The sequence below is a fragment of the Planomonospora algeriensis genome, from assembly GCF_977012225.1.
Window position 1 is genome coordinate 1 of the sequence record NZ_CDRNDK010000096.1, and the last position, 17,634, is coordinate 17,634.

The 17,634-nt window shown below is 73.6% G+C and carries 15 protein-coding genes; 9 read left to right on the plus strand and 6 right to left on the minus strand.

What is annotated here, in order from left to right:
- Window positions 1-111 precede the first annotated feature (111 nt).
- The 5 genes from ACWJ6R_RS13065 (at window position 112) to ACWJ6R_RS13085 (ending at window position 5,310) form a co-directional block, all read left to right on the plus strand.
- Window positions 112-1,278, plus strand: coding sequence for an acyl-CoA dehydrogenase family protein (locus ACWJ6R_RS13065; RefSeq protein ID WP_449062471.1), 1,167 nt, complete (start codon window positions 112-114; stop codon window positions 1,276-1,278).
- Window positions 1,279-1,370: 92 nt separating this feature from the next.
- Complete coding sequence (locus tag ACWJ6R_RS13070; RefSeq protein ID WP_449062472.1) at window positions 1,371-2,372, plus strand: FAS1-like dehydratase domain-containing protein; 1,002 nt, start codon at window positions 1,371-1,373, stop codon at window positions 2,370-2,372.
- Window positions 2,372-3,586 (plus strand): acyl-CoA dehydrogenase family protein, encoded by a 1,215-nt coding sequence (locus ACWJ6R_RS13075; protein WP_449062473.1) that lies wholly within the window; start codon window positions 2,372-2,374, stop codon window positions 3,584-3,586. Before ACWJ6R_RS13070 ends, ACWJ6R_RS13075 begins: the two co-directional genes overlap by 1 nt.
- Complete coding sequence (locus tag ACWJ6R_RS13080) at window positions 3,583-4,104, plus strand: MaoC family dehydratase (protein WP_449062474.1); 522 nt, start codon at window positions 3,583-3,585, stop codon at window positions 4,102-4,104. The genes ACWJ6R_RS13075 and ACWJ6R_RS13080 overlap by 4 nt, the downstream gene beginning before the upstream one ends.
- A 12-nt stretch (window positions 4,105-4,116) precedes the next feature.
- The gene (locus tag ACWJ6R_RS13085) at window positions 4,117-5,310 is read left to right on the plus strand and encodes a lipid-transfer protein (protein WP_449062475.1); all 1,194 of its coding nucleotides are present in this window, start codon (window positions 4,117-4,119) and stop codon (window positions 5,308-5,310) included.
- Window positions 5,311-5,323: 13 nt separating this feature from the next.
- Here the strand turns inward: ACWJ6R_RS13085 and ACWJ6R_RS13090 are convergent, their stop codons facing one another.
- A complete protein-coding gene (locus ACWJ6R_RS13090; RefSeq protein WP_449062476.1) occupies window positions 5,324-5,617 on the minus strand; it encodes an SDR family oxidoreductase in 294 nt (97 codons plus the stop codon).
- 254 nt (window positions 5,618-5,871) lie between these two features.
- On the opposite strand from ACWJ6R_RS13090, the gene ACWJ6R_RS13095 reads away from it, so the two are divergent.
- The gene (locus tag ACWJ6R_RS13095; RefSeq protein WP_449062477.1) at window positions 5,872-6,696 is read left to right on the plus strand and encodes an ion transporter; all 825 of its coding nucleotides are present in this window, start codon (window positions 5,872-5,874) and stop codon (window positions 6,694-6,696) included.
- On the opposite strand, the gene ACWJ6R_RS13100 is transcribed toward ACWJ6R_RS13095, so the two are convergent.
- The 3 genes from ACWJ6R_RS13100 to ACWJ6R_RS13110 form a co-directional block, all read right to left on the minus strand.
- Window positions 6,686-8,923 (minus strand): Orn/Lys/Arg family decarboxylase, encoded by a 2,238-nt coding sequence (locus tag ACWJ6R_RS13100; protein WP_449062478.1) that lies wholly within the window; start codon window positions 8,921-8,923, stop codon window positions 6,686-6,688. The two genes, ACWJ6R_RS13095 and ACWJ6R_RS13100, sit on opposite strands and share 11 nt — an antisense overlap.
- A 276-nt stretch (window positions 8,924-9,199) precedes the next feature.
- Window positions 9,200-9,937 (minus strand): hypothetical protein, encoded by a 738-nt coding sequence (locus ACWJ6R_RS13105; protein ID WP_449062479.1) that lies wholly within the window; start codon window positions 9,935-9,937, stop codon window positions 9,200-9,202.
- Window positions 9,938-9,943: 6 nt separating this feature from the next.
- Window positions 9,944-10,495, minus strand: coding sequence for a signal peptidase I (locus ACWJ6R_RS13110; protein ID WP_449062480.1), 552 nt, complete (start codon window positions 10,493-10,495; stop codon window positions 9,944-9,946).
- A gap of 291 nt (window positions 10,496-10,786) precedes the next feature.
- Between ACWJ6R_RS13110 and ACWJ6R_RS13115 the strand changes: the two genes are divergently transcribed.
- The gene (locus ACWJ6R_RS13115) at window positions 10,787-11,533 is read left to right on the plus strand and encodes a class I SAM-dependent methyltransferase (protein ID WP_449062481.1); all 747 of its coding nucleotides are present in this window, start codon (window positions 10,787-10,789) and stop codon (window positions 11,531-11,533) included.
- Window positions 11,534-11,603: 70 nt separating this feature from the next.
- Here the strand turns inward: ACWJ6R_RS13115 and ACWJ6R_RS13120 are convergent, their stop codons facing one another.
- Window positions 11,604-12,416 (minus strand): SDR family oxidoreductase, encoded by an 813-nt coding sequence (locus tag ACWJ6R_RS13120; RefSeq protein ID WP_449062482.1) that lies wholly within the window; start codon window positions 12,414-12,416, stop codon window positions 11,604-11,606.
- Window positions 12,417-12,627: 211 nt separating this feature from the next.
- On the opposite strand from ACWJ6R_RS13120, the gene ACWJ6R_RS13125 reads away from it, so the two are divergent.
- Entirely contained in the window at window positions 12,628-14,268 is a 1,641-nt protein-coding gene (locus ACWJ6R_RS13125; RefSeq protein WP_449062483.1) for a FadD3 family acyl-CoA ligase, read from the plus strand.
- Here ACWJ6R_RS13125 and ACWJ6R_RS13130 read toward each other — a convergent pair.
- On the minus strand, window positions 14,249-15,112 hold the full coding sequence (locus ACWJ6R_RS13130) for a Cof-type HAD-IIB family hydrolase (RefSeq protein WP_449062484.1): 864 nt from the start codon (window positions 15,110-15,112) through the stop codon (window positions 14,249-14,251). The genes ACWJ6R_RS13125 and ACWJ6R_RS13130 overlap by 20 nt on opposite strands.
- Before the next feature lie 126 nt (window positions 15,113-15,238).
- Between ACWJ6R_RS13130 and ACWJ6R_RS13135 the strand changes: the two genes are divergently transcribed.
- On the plus strand, window positions 15,239-17,634 hold a 2,396-nt coding region (locus tag ACWJ6R_RS13135), incomplete at its 3' end, for a DUF7824 domain-containing protein (RefSeq protein WP_449062485.1).

A 17,634-nucleotide genomic window follows, 5' to 3' on the forward strand; every position in this document is an offset into this window, starting at 1 on the left:
CGGGCACCGCGGACCCCGCGGCCCCCGCGGCGGACCCGGCGGCGATGCGGATACGCGGCCCGCCGCCCGCTGAAAGCGGCGGCGGGCGACTTCTCGGGAAGGAGAGCGGACATGGACCTGCGGGAGACCCCCGCGCAACGGCGGCTCCGCACGGAGCTGCGGAGCTACTTCGCGGACCTGCTGCCGGAGGACGAGCGCCGCCGCGCGGGCGAGGAGGGCGTGGGCGGGGACCGCTTCCGCGAGGTGGTCCGCAGGCTGGGCGCCGACGGCTGGCTCGGCCTCGGCTGGCCGGTCGAGTACGGCGGGCAGGGCCGGTCGGCCGAGGACCAGTACGTCTTCTTCGACGAGGTCCAGCGGGCCGGGATCCCGTTCCCGTTCGTCACCGTCAACACGGTCGGCCCCACGCTGATGCGCCACGGCTCCGAGGAGCAGCGCCGGGGCTTCCTGCCCGGCATCCTCTCCGGTGACGTCGTCTTCGCCATCGGTTACACCGAGCCCGGCGCCGGCACCGACCTGGCGTCGCTGACGACCCGCGCGGTCCGCGACGGCGACGAGTTCGTCATCGACGGGGCCAAGGTCTTCACCAGCGGCGCGAACACCGCCGACCACATCTGGCTGGCCTGCCGTACCGATCCCGGCGCCCCGAAGCACCGGGGCATCTCGATCCTGATCGTCCCCACGAGCGCCCCCGGCTTCTCCTGGAGCCCCATCCGGACGGTCGGCGGGATGACCGTGACCGCCACCTACTACAGCGGCGTGCGGGTGCCCGCGAGCGCGGTCGTCGGCGAGGTCGACGGCGGCTGGAGCCTGATCACCACCCAGCTCAACCACGAGCGGATCGGACTGGCGGCGCTCGGCGGGCGGATGATCCGGCTCTGGGAGGACGTCCTGGCCTGGGCGGGGGAGAACGGCGCGCTCGACCTGCCCTGGGTACGGCGCGACCTCGCCCGCGCCCACGCCCGGCTGGAGGCGATGCGGCTGCTGAACTGGAAGATGGCCGGCGCGGTCGAGCGGGGGGAGCTCTCCGGCGCGGACGCGGGCGCGGCCAAGGTCTACGGCACCGAGACCCACATCGACGTGCAGCGGACCCTGACCGGGATCCTCGGCGCGGCCGGCCGGATCCGCCCGGAGTCGCGCGGCGCGGCGCTCGCCGGGCAGATCGAGCAGCTGTCCCGGCAGGGCATCGTCAACACCTTCGGCGGCGGCGTCAACGAGGTCCTCAGGGACATGGTCGCGACCCAGGGGCTGGGCCTGCCCCGGCGGGGACGCGGCGCATGAGCGGGCGGACCGGCGGTCCGGCGGCGTCCGCGGGACCGCGCTCCGAACCGCAGGAGGGCCGCACGGACGGAGAGCCGACTCCGGAGGGCCGCATGGACGTAGGCCTGGCTCCGGAAGGACGCGCGGACGGAGCCCCGGCTCCGGAAGGACGCGCGGACGGTTACGAGGAGCGGCTGCGGGCGTTCGCCGGACGGGAGCTGGCTCCTCTCCGGCTCGGCCCGGACCCGGTCAACCTGCCGATGATCCGGCACTGGACCGAGGCGATGGAGGACGCCAACCCGGTCCACCTCGACGAGGCGGCGGCCCGCGCCACGGGCAGGCCAGGCGTCGTCGCCCCCGCCTCCATGGTCCAGGTCTGGACGATGCGCGGTTACGCCGCGACGGTGACGCCGCCGCCGGACCGGGCAGACGGCGCCCACGGAGAGCTGCTCGCCCTGCTGGAGGAGGGCGGGTACACCTCGGTGGTGGCGACCGACTCGGAGTTCGAGTTCCACCGGGAGCTCGTCCCCGGGGACCGCGTCGGCGTCGAGGAGGTCGTCGAGTCGATCTCCCCGGAGAAGGCCACGGCGCTGGGAGCGGGGCGTTTCGTGACCACGCTGAAGACCTACCGCGACGGCGGCGGACAGGTCGTGGCCGTCCAGCGCTGGCGCACCCTGTGGTTCGACCCCGCGAGCAAGCCCGCCAGAGCGCTGCGGCCGCGACCCGCGCTCAACCGGGACAACGCGTTCTGGTTCGAGGCCGCGCGCGGGCACCGGCTGGTGATCCAGCGCTGCGCCGGATGCGGGGCCCTCCGGCACCCGCCCGGCCCCTGCTGCCCGCGGTGCGGCTCCTTCGACTGGGACACCGCCGAGGCCTCCGGCCGCGGACACGTGTACAGCTACGTGATCGGCCACCACCCGCGCCATCCCGCCTTCGAGTTCCCGCTGGTCGTCGCGGTCGTCGAACTCGCCGAGGGCACCCGGCTCATCACCGGCCTGGCCGGCGTCGCCCCCGACGCCGTCGAGATCGGCATGCCCGTCGTCCTCGACTGGATCGACCCCGACCCCGATCTGTCGCTCCCGGTGTTCCGACCGGCCGAGCAGGAGGAGCACTGATGGATTTCACCCTCGGCGAGGAGCTCGAGGCGATCCGCGACCTGGCGCGGGAGGTCTTCGCCGACCGCGCCGCCGCCGAGCGGGTCCGCGCCGTCGAGGGCTCCCCGGACCGGATCGACGAGGACCTCTGGACGGAGCTGGCCAAGACCGGCCTGCTCGGCGTCGCGCTGCCCGAGGAGTACGGCGGCGCCGGGCTGGGACCGGCCGCGCTCTGCGTCCTGCTGGAGGAGCAGGGCCGCCGGGTGGCCCCCGTACCGGTCTGGCCGGCGCTCGTCGGCGCGCTCGCGATCGCCGCGCACGGCACGGCGGAGCAGCGCCGCGACCTGCTGCCGGGGATCGCGGACGGGTCGGCGCGGCTCACCGTGGCGCTGGAGGAGTTCGGTCCGCACGACCCGCACGCGCCGGAGTGCACGGCCCGGCCGGACGGGAGCGCGGACGGCGGCTGGCGGCTGACGGGCGTGAAGGCGGTCGTGCCCTCGCCCTCCGGGGCCGCCCACGTGCTCGTCTCCGCGACCGCCGAGACCGGGACCGGCCTGTTCCTGATCACGACCGGAGCCGACCGCACCGACCACACCGGTCGGACCGGCCGCACCGGTCGGACCGGCCGCGACGCCGACGCCGGCCGTACCGGTGGGCTCGGCCGGACGGAGGGCGTCGCCTGGGAGCGGGCCGAGACCACCAGCCGCGACCTGGCGGGCAACCTGGTGCTGACCGGTGCGGCCGCGCAGGCGGTCGGCCTCCCCGGCACCGGGGCCGTCGACCGCGCCGTCGAGCTCGCCGCCGTCGCCCTGGCCGCCCTCCAGCTGGGCGTCGCCGAGGGCGCGCTGCGGATGGCGGCCGACCACCTCGCCGCACGGGAGCAGTTCGGCCGCCCGCTGGCCACGTTCCAGGCGGTCCAGCACCAGCTCGCCGACTGCTACATCGAGATCGACGCCATGCGGGTCTGCCTCTGGCAGGCCGTCTGCGCGATCGGGGAGGAGCCCGCGGCGGCGGCGGCCGTGCCGGTCGCGGTCGCGCAGTGGTGGGCCGCCGAGGCGGGGCTGAACGTGGTCCACCGGGTCCAGCACGTGCATGGCGGGATCGGCGTCGACGTCGACTACCCGGTGCACCGCCACTTCCTGTGGGGACGGCAGCTGGCCGGCACGCTGGGCGGGGCGAGCGCCGTACTGGCCCGGCTCGGCGACGCGCTGGCGGACGGGAGGGCCGCGTCGTGACCCCGCCGCACTCCAGGACGTACGACGAGGTCGCGGTGGGCGACACGCTGGAGGAGCTGGTGATCCCGCTGACCAGGACCATGATCGTCGCTACCGCGATCGCCACCCGCGACTACCAGGACGTGCACCACGATCCCGAGCTGGCGGTCGCCCGGGGCTCGAAGGACGTCTTCATGAACATCCTGACCACCAACGGCCTGGTCGAACGGTTCGTCACCGGGTGGGCGGGCCCCGCCGCCGTCGTCGAAGCCATCAGGATCCGGCTCGGCGCGCCCAACCACCCCGGCGACACCATGGTGCTGACCGGCGCCGTCACCGCCAAGGACGACGGGGACGACCGGGTCGAGGTGTCCGTCCGCGGCGCCAACGGCCTGGGCGACCACGTGACGGGCACCGTCGTCGTACGGCTCCCGCGCGGCGGCCGTTCCGGAGCCGGTCCCGCCGGGCGGGAGGGCCGCCGGGAGGGGACCCGTCTCCCGGGAGGACGACCCGCGCCGCGGGGACCGCCCGCCCGGTGAGGAGGGCGCCGCGTGAGCCGGCACGGCCGTTCCGGACCGCTCTCCGGCGCCGCCGCGATCGCCGGCATCGGCGCCACCGAATTCTCCAAGGACTCCGGGCGCAGCGAGCTCCGGCTGGCCTGCGAGGCGGTGCTGGCCGCCGTCGCCGACGCCGGGCTGGAGCCGTCCGACGTCGACGGGCTGGTGACGTTCACCGCCGACACCAGCTCCGAGATCCACGTCGCGCGCAGCGCCGGCATCGGTGAGCTGCGGTTCTTCTCCCGCGTCGGCTACGGCGGCGGGGCCGCCTGCGGCACCGTCCAGCAGGCCGCGATGGCCGTCGCCACCGGTGTCGCCGATGTCGTCGTCTGCTACCGCGCCTTCAACGAGCGCTCCGGCGAGCGGTACGGCCTGGGCCAGGCGGACCGGCCGATGGACACCGGTGCCGACCGCGCGGCGTACTCCTGGATGACGCCGTTCGGCCTGTCCACCCCCGCGCAGTGGGTCGCGATGTTCGCCCGCCGCTACATGCACGAGTACGGCGCCACCAGCGAGGACTTCGGCAGGGTCGCCGTGGTGGACAGGAAGCACGCGGCGACCAACCCGGCCGCCTGGTTCCACGGGCGGCCGATCACCCTCGCCGACCACCAGGCCTCCCGCTGGATCGCCGAGCCGCTGCGCCTGCTGGACTGCTGCCAGGAGACCGACGGCGGTCAGGCCCTGGTCGTCGTCTCCGCCGAGCGGGCCCGCGACCTGCCGCACCCGCCCGCGGTCGTCCGCGCGGCGGCGCAGGGCTCCGGCGCCGACCAGCACATGATGACCGGCTACTACCGGCCGTCGATCACCGGCATCCCGGAGCTGGGACTGGTCGCCCGGGAACTGTACGCGCAGAGCGGCCTGCGCCCGGACGACGTCGGCGCGGCGGTCGTCTACGACCACTTCACCCCGCTGGTGCTCCCGCAGCTGGAGGAGCTCGGTTTCTGCGCCAGGGGAGAGGCCAGGCACTTCATCACCGACGGGCACCTGGAGCTCGGCGGGCGGCTGCCCTGCAACACCCACGGCGGCCAGCTCGGCGAGGCGTACCTGCACGGTATGAACGGCATCGCCGAGGCCGTGCGCCTGGTCCGCGGAACCTCGGTCAACCAGCCCGGCGCACCCGGCCACGTGATCGTCACCGCGGGTACGGGCGTGCCCACCAGCGGCCTCATCCTGGGTCCCGACGCGTGAGCGCCGGCCGGGCTCACGCGAAGGCGGCGATGTCGGCCGGGTCGACGGTCGGCAGGCCGACGTCGCCGAAGGGGGCGGCGGCCGTACGGCTGCCGCGGATCGATTCGGCCCAGGCGTAGGCATTGGAGTGGAAGCCGCCCGGTCGCAGGATCGTCCACTCCAGGCCCGACCGGCGCACCGCCTGCTCGAAGGCCGCGGGGCGGCGGTAGACCTCCGGCCGGCTGCTCGCGCCCCGGGACCGCCTGAAGGCCCTGGTGGCCGGTTGGGTGGAACGCTGGATCGACTCGCTTGCCGATGGCGACCGCACCCCGCGGGGGCGTAGGCCATCAGTACGCCGTCGGCGGATCCACCGGTGGCCCGCGGACGCTGCACCAGTACGAATCCCCGCCTGAACGGCATTGGGGAAATGATTGCAGTGAATGACGAAATCGGCAAAGCCGAACAGGGTGGTTAAAAGGGTTATATTACCGTTCGCGATGGATTCGCGCCCCTTTCTGTCTACCATCGTCGCCTAGTGTTCATCTCTTTTCGGGGGCCGGCTTCATGTCACGTCGTGAGCATGTGCGTTCCCTCCTGGAGGCGAGGCGTTTCCAGTGGGCCATCATCGCGGTCATCGTGGTCAACGCCGCCACCCTGGGCGCGGAGACCTCCTCGGTGCTGACCGGGCACGTCGGCGGGTTCCTGCACGCCGTGGACCGGATGGCGCTGGCGGTCTTCGTGGTGGAGATCGGATTGCGCCTGTACGTTCACAGGGGCGCGTTCTTCAAGGATCCGTGGAACCATTTCGACACGATCGTCGTGGCCGTCGCGCTGGTCCCCGCCGCGGGTCCGGCGTCGATATTGCGGGCGCTGAGGATACTGCGGGCGCTGCGCCTGATATCGGCGGTGCCGAGCATGCGCAGGGTGGTCTCGGCGCTGCTGGAGGCCATCCCCGGCATGGTCTCCATCATCGGCCTGCTGATACTGGTCATGTACGTCTCGGCCGTCCTGGCGACCGAGTTGTTCGGCGCGGTCGCCCCCGGGTACTTCGCTGAACTGCCGACCTCGCTGTTCACCTTGTTCCAGATGATGACCGGTGACTCGTGGGCGGACATCACCCGTCAGGTGATGGCCGAACGCCCATGGGCGTGGGTGTTCTTCATCGGTTACATCCTGATGTCCACTTTCGTGGTCCTGAACCTGTTCATCGCCGTCGTGGTCAACGCCATGGACGAGCAGACGACCTCCACCGAGGAGCAGCACACCGACGACCGGCTCACCGCGATGCTGGCCGAGATGGTCCGCCTGCACGCCAGGATCGACGCCGTGCTGGCCGCGCAGGCGGTCGCGGCCGATTCCGGCCGCGACCGTCCCGACGGCCACGTGGAGGCCGGGCTCAGCCCTTGACGACCTCCACCCGGTAGCGGCCGTCACCGTCGCGGTGGACTCCGTGAACGTCGGTGGCCAGGTCGGGGAAGGACCGGTCGAAGTCCTCCAGCGCCTGCAGGTACGTCATCAGCGGGCCGTCGGCCGGGCCGGCCGCCTCGCCGGGCATCAGCATGGGGATCCCGGGCGGGGTGACCACCACCGTGGCCGCGGCGACCCGGCCCGGCAGGCCGGCCAGCGGGACGCGCTCGGTGCGGGAGCGGATCATGGCCTGGTAGCAGTCGGCGGGAGTCGACACCGGCTCGGGCAGGGTGGTGAAGACCTGGTCGAGCAGCTCGCCGACCCCGGAGTCGCGCAGTCTCTCGTGGACGAGGGTGCAGAACCTCTGCAGCGAGACCGCGGGCGGCCCGAAGCCGGGCAGCACCTCCGCCAGGGGCAGATCGTCGTCATAGGCTTTCTTGAAGTCGGTGAGCGCGTCGATCAGTGTGCCCCACTTGCCCTTGGTGATCCCCATGGAGAACAGCACCAGCAACGTGTGGTCACCGGTCTTCTCCACCACGATGCCGCGCCGTTCCAGGTAAGCGGCCACGACGCGGGCGGGGATGCCCCAATCCAGCGTGCCCGTGGCGGCGTCGGCGCCCGGGCAGGTGATCGTCACCTTGACCGGGTCGAGCAGGCAGTAGCCCTCGGACATCCCGTCGAACCCGTGCCAGGCGGCTCCGGCCTCCAGTGTCCAGCACCGCGGCTCGGTGGAGAGCAGCACCGGGTCGGCGTCGGCGAACGAGACGGTCCGGCCGGTGCGCGGGTCGGTGACCGCGGGCGGCTGCCAGACGCCGAAGAACCAGCCGGGGCGCAGGCCGTCCTCACGGATGCGGGCGGCGAGCCGGACCATCGCCTGCCGGAACCGGACCGCCTCGACGATCGCCTCCCCGGTGAGGAACGGCCCCGACGGGCCGTCCATCATCGCGGCCGCGACGTCCAGCGAGGCGATCATCGGATAGAGCGGCGAGGTGGAGGCGTGCATGAGGTAGGTCTCGTTGAGCGCGTCGTAGTCGACCGGCGCGCGTTCGGCGGGGCGCACATGCAGCATCGCCGCCTGCGACAGCGCGGCCAGCAGCTTGTGCGTCGACTGGGTGGCGAACACGGTGGGGCGGTCCGGGCCCGGCAGCGTGCGCTCGTCGATCGCCATGCCGTACCGGCCGGCGTAGAGCGGGTTGAACCGGGCGTAGGCGAACCACGCCTCGTCGAAGTGCAGCCGCGGCACGCTGGCGCCGAGCAGTTCGCCGACCCGCACCGCGTCGTAGCACACCCCGTCGTAGGTGGAATTCGTGACCACCGCGTACGTCGGGGCTCCGGCGGCGAGGGGGTGGGCGGCCACCCGTTCACGGACCGCGTCCGCCTCCAGCGCGGCGGGCGGGATCGGGCCCGCCAACCCGAGCCCGTTGCGTTCGGGGGTGAGGTAGACCGGGCGGGCGCCGCTGATGGCCAGCGCGTGCTGGACCGACTTGTGGCAGTTGCGGTCCACCAGGACGGTGTCGTCGCGGGCGATCGTGTGGTGGCCGACGATGCGGTTGGCGGTGGAGTTGCCGTTGACCACGAAGAACGTGCGGTCGGCGCTGAAGACGCGGGCGGCGTTGCGCTCGGCGTCCCCGATCGGGCCGGTGTGGTCGAGCGGCGATCCCAGTTCGGTGACGGAGATGGACAGGTCGGTGCGGAGCAGCCGTTCGCCGTAGAAGTCGAAGAACGCCCGCCCCACCGGTGATTTGAGGAATGCCACGCCTCCGGCGTGCGCCGGGGTGTGCCAGGAGTAGCGATGATGGTCCTGCAGGCGCCGCAGCGCGCCGAAGAACGGCGGGAGAATCTTCTCGGCGTACTGCTCGGCCGCGTGGGCGATGCGTCCGGCGATGAACTGCGGAGTGTCCTCCAGCGGGAAGACGTAGCCCTGGATGACCTCGTACACCCACAGGGGCAGCTCCTGCTCCTGCGTCATCAGGAAGACGGGCAGGCCGCGGAACCGCTTGGCCACCGCACCCAGCAGTTCTTCGGCCCCCGCCGCGTCCCAGGCGGCCAGCACCGCCGTCAGCGACGCGTCCGACGCGGCCACCGCCAGGGCGTCTTCGGCCCGATGGGTCCAGCGCACCTGGAGCCCGAGCCCGTCCATCGCCGCGCACACGCGGCGGAGCTGCTCGGCGAGCGCCGAATCGGCGTCGGGGCGTTCGGTGACTGCGGCGAGGACCGTTCGTTCCATGCGGCGCTCCGTGGTCGGGGGAGAGCAGGGCGGGGACCTGCGGATTCCCCGCAATGGTAACGTAAAGCTTTCGTATGGCAACCTTCTGTAGCCGGTGCGGCGGGCGGGGCAGGATGTTCGGCGAGTGCTTATGCGGCGCCTTCCGCTGCCTGGCCGGCGCCTTCCGCGGCTGCCGGCCCGTCGACGTCCCGGCGGCCTCGGGGGATCCGGGGGATCCGGCGGCGGTTCAAGGAGCGGCCGCCACCATCCGGCGAGCCGCTCACCCGAAACGAGCCGTCAGAGGGCCTGAGCCTCCCAGACGTACCTGACCTGGGCGGTCTTGCCCTGGGCGGCGTTGCTCTCCGGCACGGCGGGCAGCAGCCACGACAGCCGGTACCACCGGGTCTCACCCGTGTTGGCGGTCCACACGTCGCTGCCGCTGTCCGCGTAGTTCCGGGGCAGGTCGACCATGTGGAAGTCGGTGTTGTTCGCGTTGCCGAACGTGTAGGGCACCTCGTCGTCGTGGAGGTAGTTCGCGCATCCGGGGTCGGCCTCAGCCAGGCCCGTGTTGGTCTCATAGGTGTTCGTGCCGTGGTCGACGCTCGTCAGCAGATACTGGGCCAGATCACCGTCGACGTCGGCGTACAGCTTGATGCGGGCGGTCATGGTCCCGGTGTAGACGACCTTGATGCAGGTCGATCCGCCCGAGTTCGGCCGGTCGGTCGCGACCACGCCGGTGTCCGCCAGCTGCAGCGCCTGGTAGCCGTCGGAGGAGTTGACGTTGTAGACGCTGAACGCCGCCGCGCCGTCCCGGTCGCTGTTGATCTCGACGCTGCCGGCGTTCCAGTTGCTGTCCCGGTTGTCGGTCTGGCCGGTGAACGCCGCCTGGGAGGCGTTCCAGGTGATTCCGGCGGCCCCTACCAGGCCCGCGATGGTCACAAGGCTGCCGATCGGGAGGGTCTTGCGGCGGCGGCGCCGGGGCCGGCGGTGGCTGGCCGGGGTGCGGGTCTCGGAGTCAGTGGTGGTGGTGTCCATGTCCTTCTATCGGCGGCGCCGACCCTCCTTGGAAGAGTTCGGACGGGGATTCTTCGTCACCGAGGGCACGGAGATCAGGGCCAGCCCCAGGAGCCCGGTCAGGGCGAGGAGGCCGTACTGGCGCTCGTGCAGCCAGACGGCGGGCAGGCCGATGTAGGGGACCAGCAGCCGGGGCAGGCCGATGACCGAGGACTCCGGAACGGGGGTGGAGTCGATGTCCTCGTTGGCGTCGCCCTTGGTGATCAGGGCTTTCCCGGGCGCGTGCTCGACCACCCGGTGGATCAGCGTGGAGCCGGGGCGGGCCGGGTTGTCCACCAGCACCATCATCCCGGGCACGGCCTGGTCGGCACCGGTCGGCTCGACGATCACGATGTCGCCGGGGCGCAGCAGCGGCATCATGGAGCCCGACATGATCGCCTGGCTCTGCCAGCCGAACAGCATCGGCACCAGGGACACCAGCAGGAAGAACACGACCATCCCGCGGGTCAGGCGGGCGACGACGTCGGCCACCCGCCATGCGGTTCGGCCCAGCCTGTGCAGGCCGGTGGGGACGGTCATGACTGGCATCGCGCGCGTTGTCATGATTCAACCATTCTTGTTGGGCGGACGATGCCGTCCTATCGGCTGTCACGGCGCCGACCTGAAGCAAGGACCCGGGAGGGACCTCCCCTCCGGCGAGGCGGGGCCGTACCTCCACCCACTGCCGGTCTCTCGCAGCGTGGCCGGCGACGGCCCCCACCGCCGTGCTTGCACGTCGGCGGCGGGGACGGCGGTCTTCACATCCGTCTTCTCTTCGTCGTCGCGATCCCGCTCCCTGAGAGGAAACCGATTGCCGGTCGGCTTCCGGCCGTGGAGACTGCTGCGGTGCTCTCCGACGCCGATGCCGCCGAACTCTACGACCTGCTGAACCCCTGGGACGCCGAGCTGTATCCCGGTGACGCGTTCTACGACGGCCTGGTGATGGCCGCGGGCGCCGTGCTGGACGTGGGATGCGGGACAGGAGGCATGCTGCACCAAGCGCGCGAACGCGGGCATCCCGGACGGCTCGTCGGGCTGGAGCCGAACCCGGCGGCGCTCGCGCGGGCGCGGCGGCGCGCCGACATCGAATGGGTCGAGGGCGTCGCCGCCGAAGCGGCCTGGGACCGGGAGTTCGATCTGGCGACGATGGTCAGCCACGCGTTCCAGTGCCTCGTGGGCGACGACGAGCTGCGCGCCTCCCTCGCCGCGATCCGGGCGGCGCTCCGGGAGGGGGGCCTGTTCGCGTTCGAGACGCGTCACCCACAGGCGCGCGCGTGGGAGGACTGGAATCCGGCGAACGCCTCCGAGGTCGTGGACGCGTCCGGCCGCACGCTCCGTACGGCGCACCGTGTCGAGTCTGTCCGCGGCGACGTCGTGACGTTCACCGAGACGACCAGCGACCCGGACGGCGCGGTCCTGCGGGTCGACCGCTCGACCCTGCGTTTCCTGGACGTGCCGGCGCTGGGGGCGTTCCTGGCCGAGGCCGGTTTCGCGGTCGAGGCGCAGTACGGCGACTGGCGGCGCGGTCCCGTCACCGGCGACAGCCGCGAGATCGTCACTCTCGCGCGCCGCGTCTGAGGCCCGCGGGGAGGTCGTTCAGGCCGTTCGGGCGGGCCCGCCGTCGAGGCGGATCGTCGAGGCGGATCGTTCAGGCCGTCGGGGTCCGGGTCACGACGTAGCGGGCGGGGAGCTCGCCACCGCCGTGCACGGCGAGGTCCGCGCCGGTGACGTAGGACGACAGGCCGCTCGCCAGGTAGAGGCAGGCGCCCGCCACGTCGCCGGGTGCCGCCATCCGCCCCATCGGGATCACCCCCGCGACCGCGGCGCCGCCGTCCTCGCCGTACACCTGCGCCGCGGCCTCGGTCCGGACGAGGCCGGTGGTGATGTGGTTGACCCGGACCTTCGGCGACCATTCGAGGGCCAGCGCCCGGGTGAGCGCCAGCAGTCCCGCCTTGGCGGCGGAGTAGGCGGCGATGCCCGGCTGCGGGTCGTGGGCGGCGACGCTGCCGATGTTGACGATCGAGCCGCCGCCCTCCTGGTCCTGCATCACCCGGTTGGCTGGCTGCGCCACGTGGAACGGCGCGAGCAGGTTGAGGTCCACGACCCTGGCGACGAAGCGCGGCGAGACCGTCGCCGCGTCCGCCGACGGCGAGCCCCCGGCGTTGTTGACGAGCACGTCGAGCCGGCCGAGCAGGCCCGCCGTACGCTCCACCAGTCCCGCGGCCGCCGCGGCGTCCCGGACGTCCGCGGCGACGAAGCGGGCCGTCCGGCCGCCCGCGCCGGGCAGGGCCGCCGGTTCGGTGCGTCCGCAGACGACCACCTCGGCTCCGGCGGTGAGGAACGCCTCCGCGATCGCGAACCCGATCCCCCTGGTCCCGCCGGTGACCAGCACCGCCCGGCCGGTGAAGTCCATCGCCGTGCCCGTCGCGCCCATCGTGCCCATCACCATGCCCGTTCCCATGCCCGTCGCGTCCCTCCCCGGAGCGGCCCTCCCGGTCCCCGGGGAGGGTACGGCCGCGCACCGGGGGGACGGGCGGCGGGTACCGGTCACCGGGACGGCCGCCCGCGTGCCCGGAGGCGGGGCGGCACCATGGTCTCCACGCGACGGTCTTCGGCGGATCCGGGTGGATCCGGGCGGACTCCGGCGGATCTCCGGGGAGCAGGGGAGGCCCATGAGCGAGAACGACGCACTGACGATCCCGCGCGTCCTGGACCGCGCCGCGCGCGACCTCCCGGAGGCCGAGGCCGTGGTGGACGGCCGGGTCCGGGTGACGTACCGGGAGTTGCGCGACCGGGTCCGCGGAGCCGTCCGGGCCTTCGCCGCGTCCGGCGTCGAGCGGGGGGACCGGATCGCCGTCTGGGCGCCGAACAGCCTGGAGTGGATCGTGGCCGCGCTGGGCGCGGTGAGCGCCGGGGCGGTCCTGGTCCCGGTCAACACCCGCTACAAGGGTGAGGAGGCGCGGTGGCTGCTGGCCCGGAGCCGGGCGCGGACGCTCTTCGTCGAGGACGGCTTCCTCGGCAACGGCTACCTGGCCATGCTCGGTGCGGGCCCCGATGTCGTGAGCGGGAACGGTGTCGGGGACGGGCGCGGACGACCGGTTCCGGGGCTGCCGGATCTCGCCGCGGTGGTGGCGTTCGACCGCGAGACCCGGCCTGGAACGACGAGCTGGGAGACGTTCCTCGCCGGAGGAGCCTCCCCCGCCGAGGAGGAGGCCGCGGCCCGGTCGGCGTCGGTGGGTGCCGGGGACGTCGCGGACGTGCTCTTCACCTCCGGCACGACGGGCAGGCCCAAGGGGGTCATGTGCACCCACGGCCAGAACGTCCGGACCTACGAGGCGTGGTGCGGCCGGACCGGGCTGTCCCCGGGGGACCGCTACCTCATCGTCAACCCGTTCTTCCACTGCTTCGGCTACAAGGCGGGCGTGCTCGCCTGCCTGCTGCGGGGGGCCACGATGGTGCTCCAGCCGGTGTTCGAGCCCGGCGAGACGATGCGGCTGGTCGAGGCCGAGCGGATCACCGTCCTGCCAGGTCCGCCGACGGTCTACACGACGATGCTGGACGCGCCGGAGCGCTCCCGCTACGACCTGTCCTCGCTCCGGCTCGCCGTGACCGGCGCCGCGACGGTCCCGGTCGCGCTGGTCACGCGCCTACGGGCCGAGCTCTTCCCCCAGGTCGTCACGGCGTACGGGCTCACCGAGTCGTGCGGCACGGTCACCTCGTGCTCCCTCGGCGACGACGACGCGACCGTGGCCGGCACCTCCGGCCGCCCCATCGAGGGCGTGGAGGTGAAGGTGGCCGACGGCGGGGGCAGGCCGGTTCCGGCGGGGGAGGACGGCGAGATCCTCGTCCGCGGGCACAACGTGATGCTCGGCTACCTCGACGATCCCCAGGCGACCGCGGAGGCGGTCCGGGACGGCTGGCTGGCGACCGGCGACCGGGGCCGCCTCGACGGGCGCGGCAACCTGACGATCACCGGCCGGTCGAAGGACATGTTCACCGTCGGCGGGTTCAACGTCTACCCGGCCGAGGTCGAGCAGGTCCTCACCCGCCACGCGGCGGTCTCCGAGGCCGCGGTGGTCGGCGTCCCCGACGCGCGCCTGGGCGAGGTCGGCCGCGCCTACGTCGTGCTCCGGCCCGGCGCCGCCGTCACCCCGGAGGCGCTCGTCGCGCACTGCCGGGCGGCGCTGGCGAACTTCAAGGCGCCCCGGGAGGTGCTCGTCGTCGAAGCCCTCCCGCGCAACGCGGCGGGGAAGGTGAACAAAGCCGCGCTCCTCGGCGGCCCGGCGGCGGTGGCTACGCGGTCAGGCCCGTAACGCGGCCGATGGCGCGCAGGACGCCGTGCTCGTTGTTGGAGGCGGTCAGGTAGCGGGCCCGCCCGATCACCTCCGGGTGGGCGTTGGCCATCGCGAAGGACCACTCGGCGGTGTCGAGCATCTCCAGGTCGTTGAGGTAGTCGCCGAAGACCATGGTCTGCGCCGGCGTGACGCCCAGCTCCCGCTGGAGCCGCCGCACGGCCGCGCCCTTGCCGGTGTCGGTGTGCATGACGTCCACCCAGTGCTCGCCGGAGACCACCACCTGGTGGGTGGCGTCGAACGGCTTCAACGCCGGGGCCGTGCTGTGCTCGGCCGTACCGAAGTCGAACAGGGCGATCTTGATGATGTCGTCGTCGACGGCGGCCAGGTCGTCCACCGGGGTCAGGAGGGCGTAGTACTTGACGGCCTCGGCCAGGAAGGCCGGGTCGGTGCGCTCCACGTAGGCGGTGCGCTTGCCGCAGACGACCGCCCCGATGTCCACGCCGTCCGCCGCCAGGTCGCGCGCGGCCGCCACGACGTCGCGGACGAACGGCGGCTCCAGCAGGTCGGAGCTGATCTCCCGGCCGTCCCGGACCACGAAGGCGCCGTTCTCCGCGATGAAGACCGTTCCGTCGAGGGCGTCCTTGAACTGCACGGCCAGCGAGGCGTACTGCCGGCCGCTGGCGGGGCAGAACAGCACGCCGCGGCTGCGCAGCCGCTCCAGCAGGGGCCACAGGTCCGCGGGGATCCGCCCGTCGTCGTCCAGGAGCGTGCCGTCCATGTCGGTGACGATCAGCCGGATGTCGGCGGGCAGGTCCGGCCGGTCGTCGGCCAGGGGGCGGGCGGGCGCGTTGCCGTGGTGCATCAGAGGCGTTCCTCGGGGTGGGGGCGGTCTTCGCATGCTACGCGCCGCGGCTCCGGGCCGCGGACGCGGGTCTCCGCCGCACGGCCTGCCCCGAAAGTGTCGGCGAGGCCGGTTAGCGTCCCCGCCATGGATCACTGGGGCGAGGTCAGGAAACTGATCGAGGCGCGGCACGCAGACCGGCTCACCGGGAGGGTGCGGGAGCTGGACGACGAGGGCCGCAAGGAGGTCGCGGCGCGGTTGCCGGGACTGCTGAAGGAGTTGCGGGGCCGTTTCGACCGATGGGACGACGGCCTGGCCGACTACGGGCCCGTGCTGCGGGTGGCGGGCGCCGCGACTCTCGGCGGTGCGGCGGCCGTGGCGTCCTGGCTGTACCGGCGCGACTTCGCGTCGCGGTGGGGCGGCTCCGACAACGACGTGGACCTCGTCCTGGCGGTGCTCGCAGACCGCCCCGCCCCGTGGCGCGCCGACCTGGCCGAGCGGCTGGCGCTGCGCCTGCGCACCGCCGACGACCGCGGCATGGAGCTCGCCTTGGCCCTGCTCCGCGAGACCGGCGTCGAGCCGCCGCCGCACGACCCGCTGGTGGCCGGTTGGGCGAACGGCGGGCCGTCCCGCCTCGGTGAGGACCCGCTCCTCGACCGCCTGCTGCCCCGCCTGTTCGAGGCTGAGGGCGTGGGCCGGACGCTGCAGTGGGAGAACGAGCCGCACCAGGGCTGGCTGGCCGCCCTGCCGGCGCTGGCCGAGACGGGCCGGGTGAAGCGCGAGGCGCTGATCGAAGGCTGCGTGAGCCGGTTCCTGCGCGGCGGCACGGCCGTCGACCTGCGGTTCTTCGTCCGCCTGCACGAGGCGCTGGACCCCTCGCCTGCCGAGGCCGCCTGCCACGTCCGCGACTACCTGCGCCTGCTGCCCGCCTCCCCCGGGCCGGTCGCCGAACTGGCCGCCAAGCGCCTGCGCACCGCCGACGGCCTGACCGCCGACGACCTCGCCGAGGCGTGGGACTCCCTGCTGTTCCGCGCCGAGCGCAAGCTGGTGCGCACCGGGCTGATGTGGCTCGACCGCTCCGTACGGCGTGCGCCCGAGCTGGCCGCCGTGACGGCCGCGCCGCTGGCCCGCGCGTTCGCCGCCGACTCCGCCGAACTGCAGGAGAAGGCCGTCGAGCTGGCCCTCGCCCACGCGGACGGCCTGGGCGAGGAGGGGCGCGCCGTCGTGCGCGAGGCGATCGAGTGGCTCCCGCCGCATCTCGGCCGGAGGGCCGCCGCGGTCTTCGCGGGCGGCGCGGTGGCCGAATCCGAGCCGGTGTTCGTGCCGCCGCCGCTGCCCGCCGTACCCGAGCGCGCCCGTGAGATCGAGCCTCCGATCGAGTCGGCCGAGGAACTCCGGCGGCTGATGGCGGAGGAGACGGGCTCCTGGAGTGCCTGGGAGCGGCAGCTGGCCGGCCTCGTCGCGCTCGCCGGCCGCGACCGGGCGGACCTGGTGGCGAAGCTGCGCCCCCGGCTGATCGGCGGGCTCGACTGGGACTACCGCCAGGGGGTCTGGGGCCGGGCCGGCCAGTGGCTCTGGGGCGCAGCCCGAGCCCTGACCGCGACCGCGCCCGTCCGGCACGCCTGGCGGCGCTTCATGCCGAAGCCCGGCCACCTGGCCCCTCCGCACCTGCTCCTGCTGCACCGCGCGGCCGAGGTCCTGCGGGCCGTGGAGGAGGACTCCCTTCCGCCGCTGCTGCTGGCCACGCCCACCCACAGCACCGGGCACGTGGCGGTGGCCGAGCTGGTCCGGCGGCTGGAAGTCATCGAGGAGGCCGGGGTCAAGCCGCTGGCCGCAGACTTCCAGCAGGCGCTGCTGCGGCTGCCGCGCACCCCGGACCCCGAGGCGGCGGAGCGGGCCGCCCGCCTGACGTCCGGAGCGGGCCGGATCCTCGCCGCGTGGACCTGCCCGGAGGCCGAGATCGCACTGGAGTGGACCTGCGGCGGGCACCACGGCGGTGACGATCACGACTGGCACGACCGGGGCCACCACCATGACGTGCGCCCGGTTCCGACGGCCGCCGCCGCGCCCACCGGCCTGCCGCTGGTCGACCTGGTGCTCGACGTCCCCCGGCACTGGTCCGGGCCCGAGCACCTCGACTGGTGGCCCTCGATGCTGCCCTCGCACCGCGAGGTCGCCGCCGCCTACCTCATGCCGTATGTGCTCAGGCGCCACTGGGGCGAGGCCCCCGTCGGGCCGGAGCAGGCCCGTGACCTCGTCCGGGCCGAAGGGCCCGCCGGAGCGGGGTTCGCGCTGGTGCTCGCCCGCGTCCTGGGCGATCCGGGGATGCCCGAGGCGGTCGACGTGCTGCTGGAGGCCGCCGCACGGGACGAGCTGCCCGCGGCCGAGACAGGCCGCCAGGTCGGCCTCCTCCTGGCCAGCGGCGAGGTCAGGATGATCGACATGATCACCGCGCTCGACGCCGCGGTCAGGCGGGGCGCCCACACGCACGTGTGGCGGATCGCCGCCGCGGCGCTGCCCGTGCTGCTGCCCGCGCGGGGCGG

Coding starts and splice junctions, on each gene's coding strand:
- ACWJ6R_RS13070 (WP_449062472.1), top strand. CDS start 1,371: ATGGACGTAGGCCTGGCTCCGGAAGGACGCGCGGACGGAGCCCCGGCT.
- ACWJ6R_RS13105 (WP_449062479.1), bottom strand. CDS start 9,937: ATGGACACCACCACCACTGACTCCGAGACCCGCACCCCGGCCAGCCAC.
- ACWJ6R_RS13075 (WP_449062473.1), top strand. CDS start 2,372: ATGGATTTCACCCTCGGCGAGGAGCTCGAGGCGATCCGCGACCTGGCG.
- ACWJ6R_RS13110 (WP_449062480.1), bottom strand. CDS start 10,495: ATGACCGTCCCCACCGGCCTGCACAGGCTGGGCCGAACCGCATGGCGG.
- ACWJ6R_RS13130 (WP_449062484.1), bottom strand. CDS start 15,112: ATGCACCACGGCAACGCGCCCGCCCGCCCCCTGGCCGACGACCGGCCG.
- ACWJ6R_RS13100 (WP_449062478.1), bottom strand. CDS start 8,923: ATGGAACGAACGGTCCTCGCCGCAGTCACCGAACGCCCCGACGCCGAT.
- ACWJ6R_RS13125 (WP_449062483.1), top strand. CDS start 12,628: ATGAGCGAGAACGACGCACTGACGATCCCGCGCGTCCTGGACCGCGCC.
- ACWJ6R_RS13120 (WP_449062482.1), bottom strand. CDS start 12,416: ATGGGAACGGGCATGGTGATGGGCACGATGGGCGCGACGGGCACGGCG.
- ACWJ6R_RS13065 (WP_449062471.1), top strand. CDS start 112: ATGGACCTGCGGGAGACCCCCGCGCAACGGCGGCTCCGCACGGAGCTG.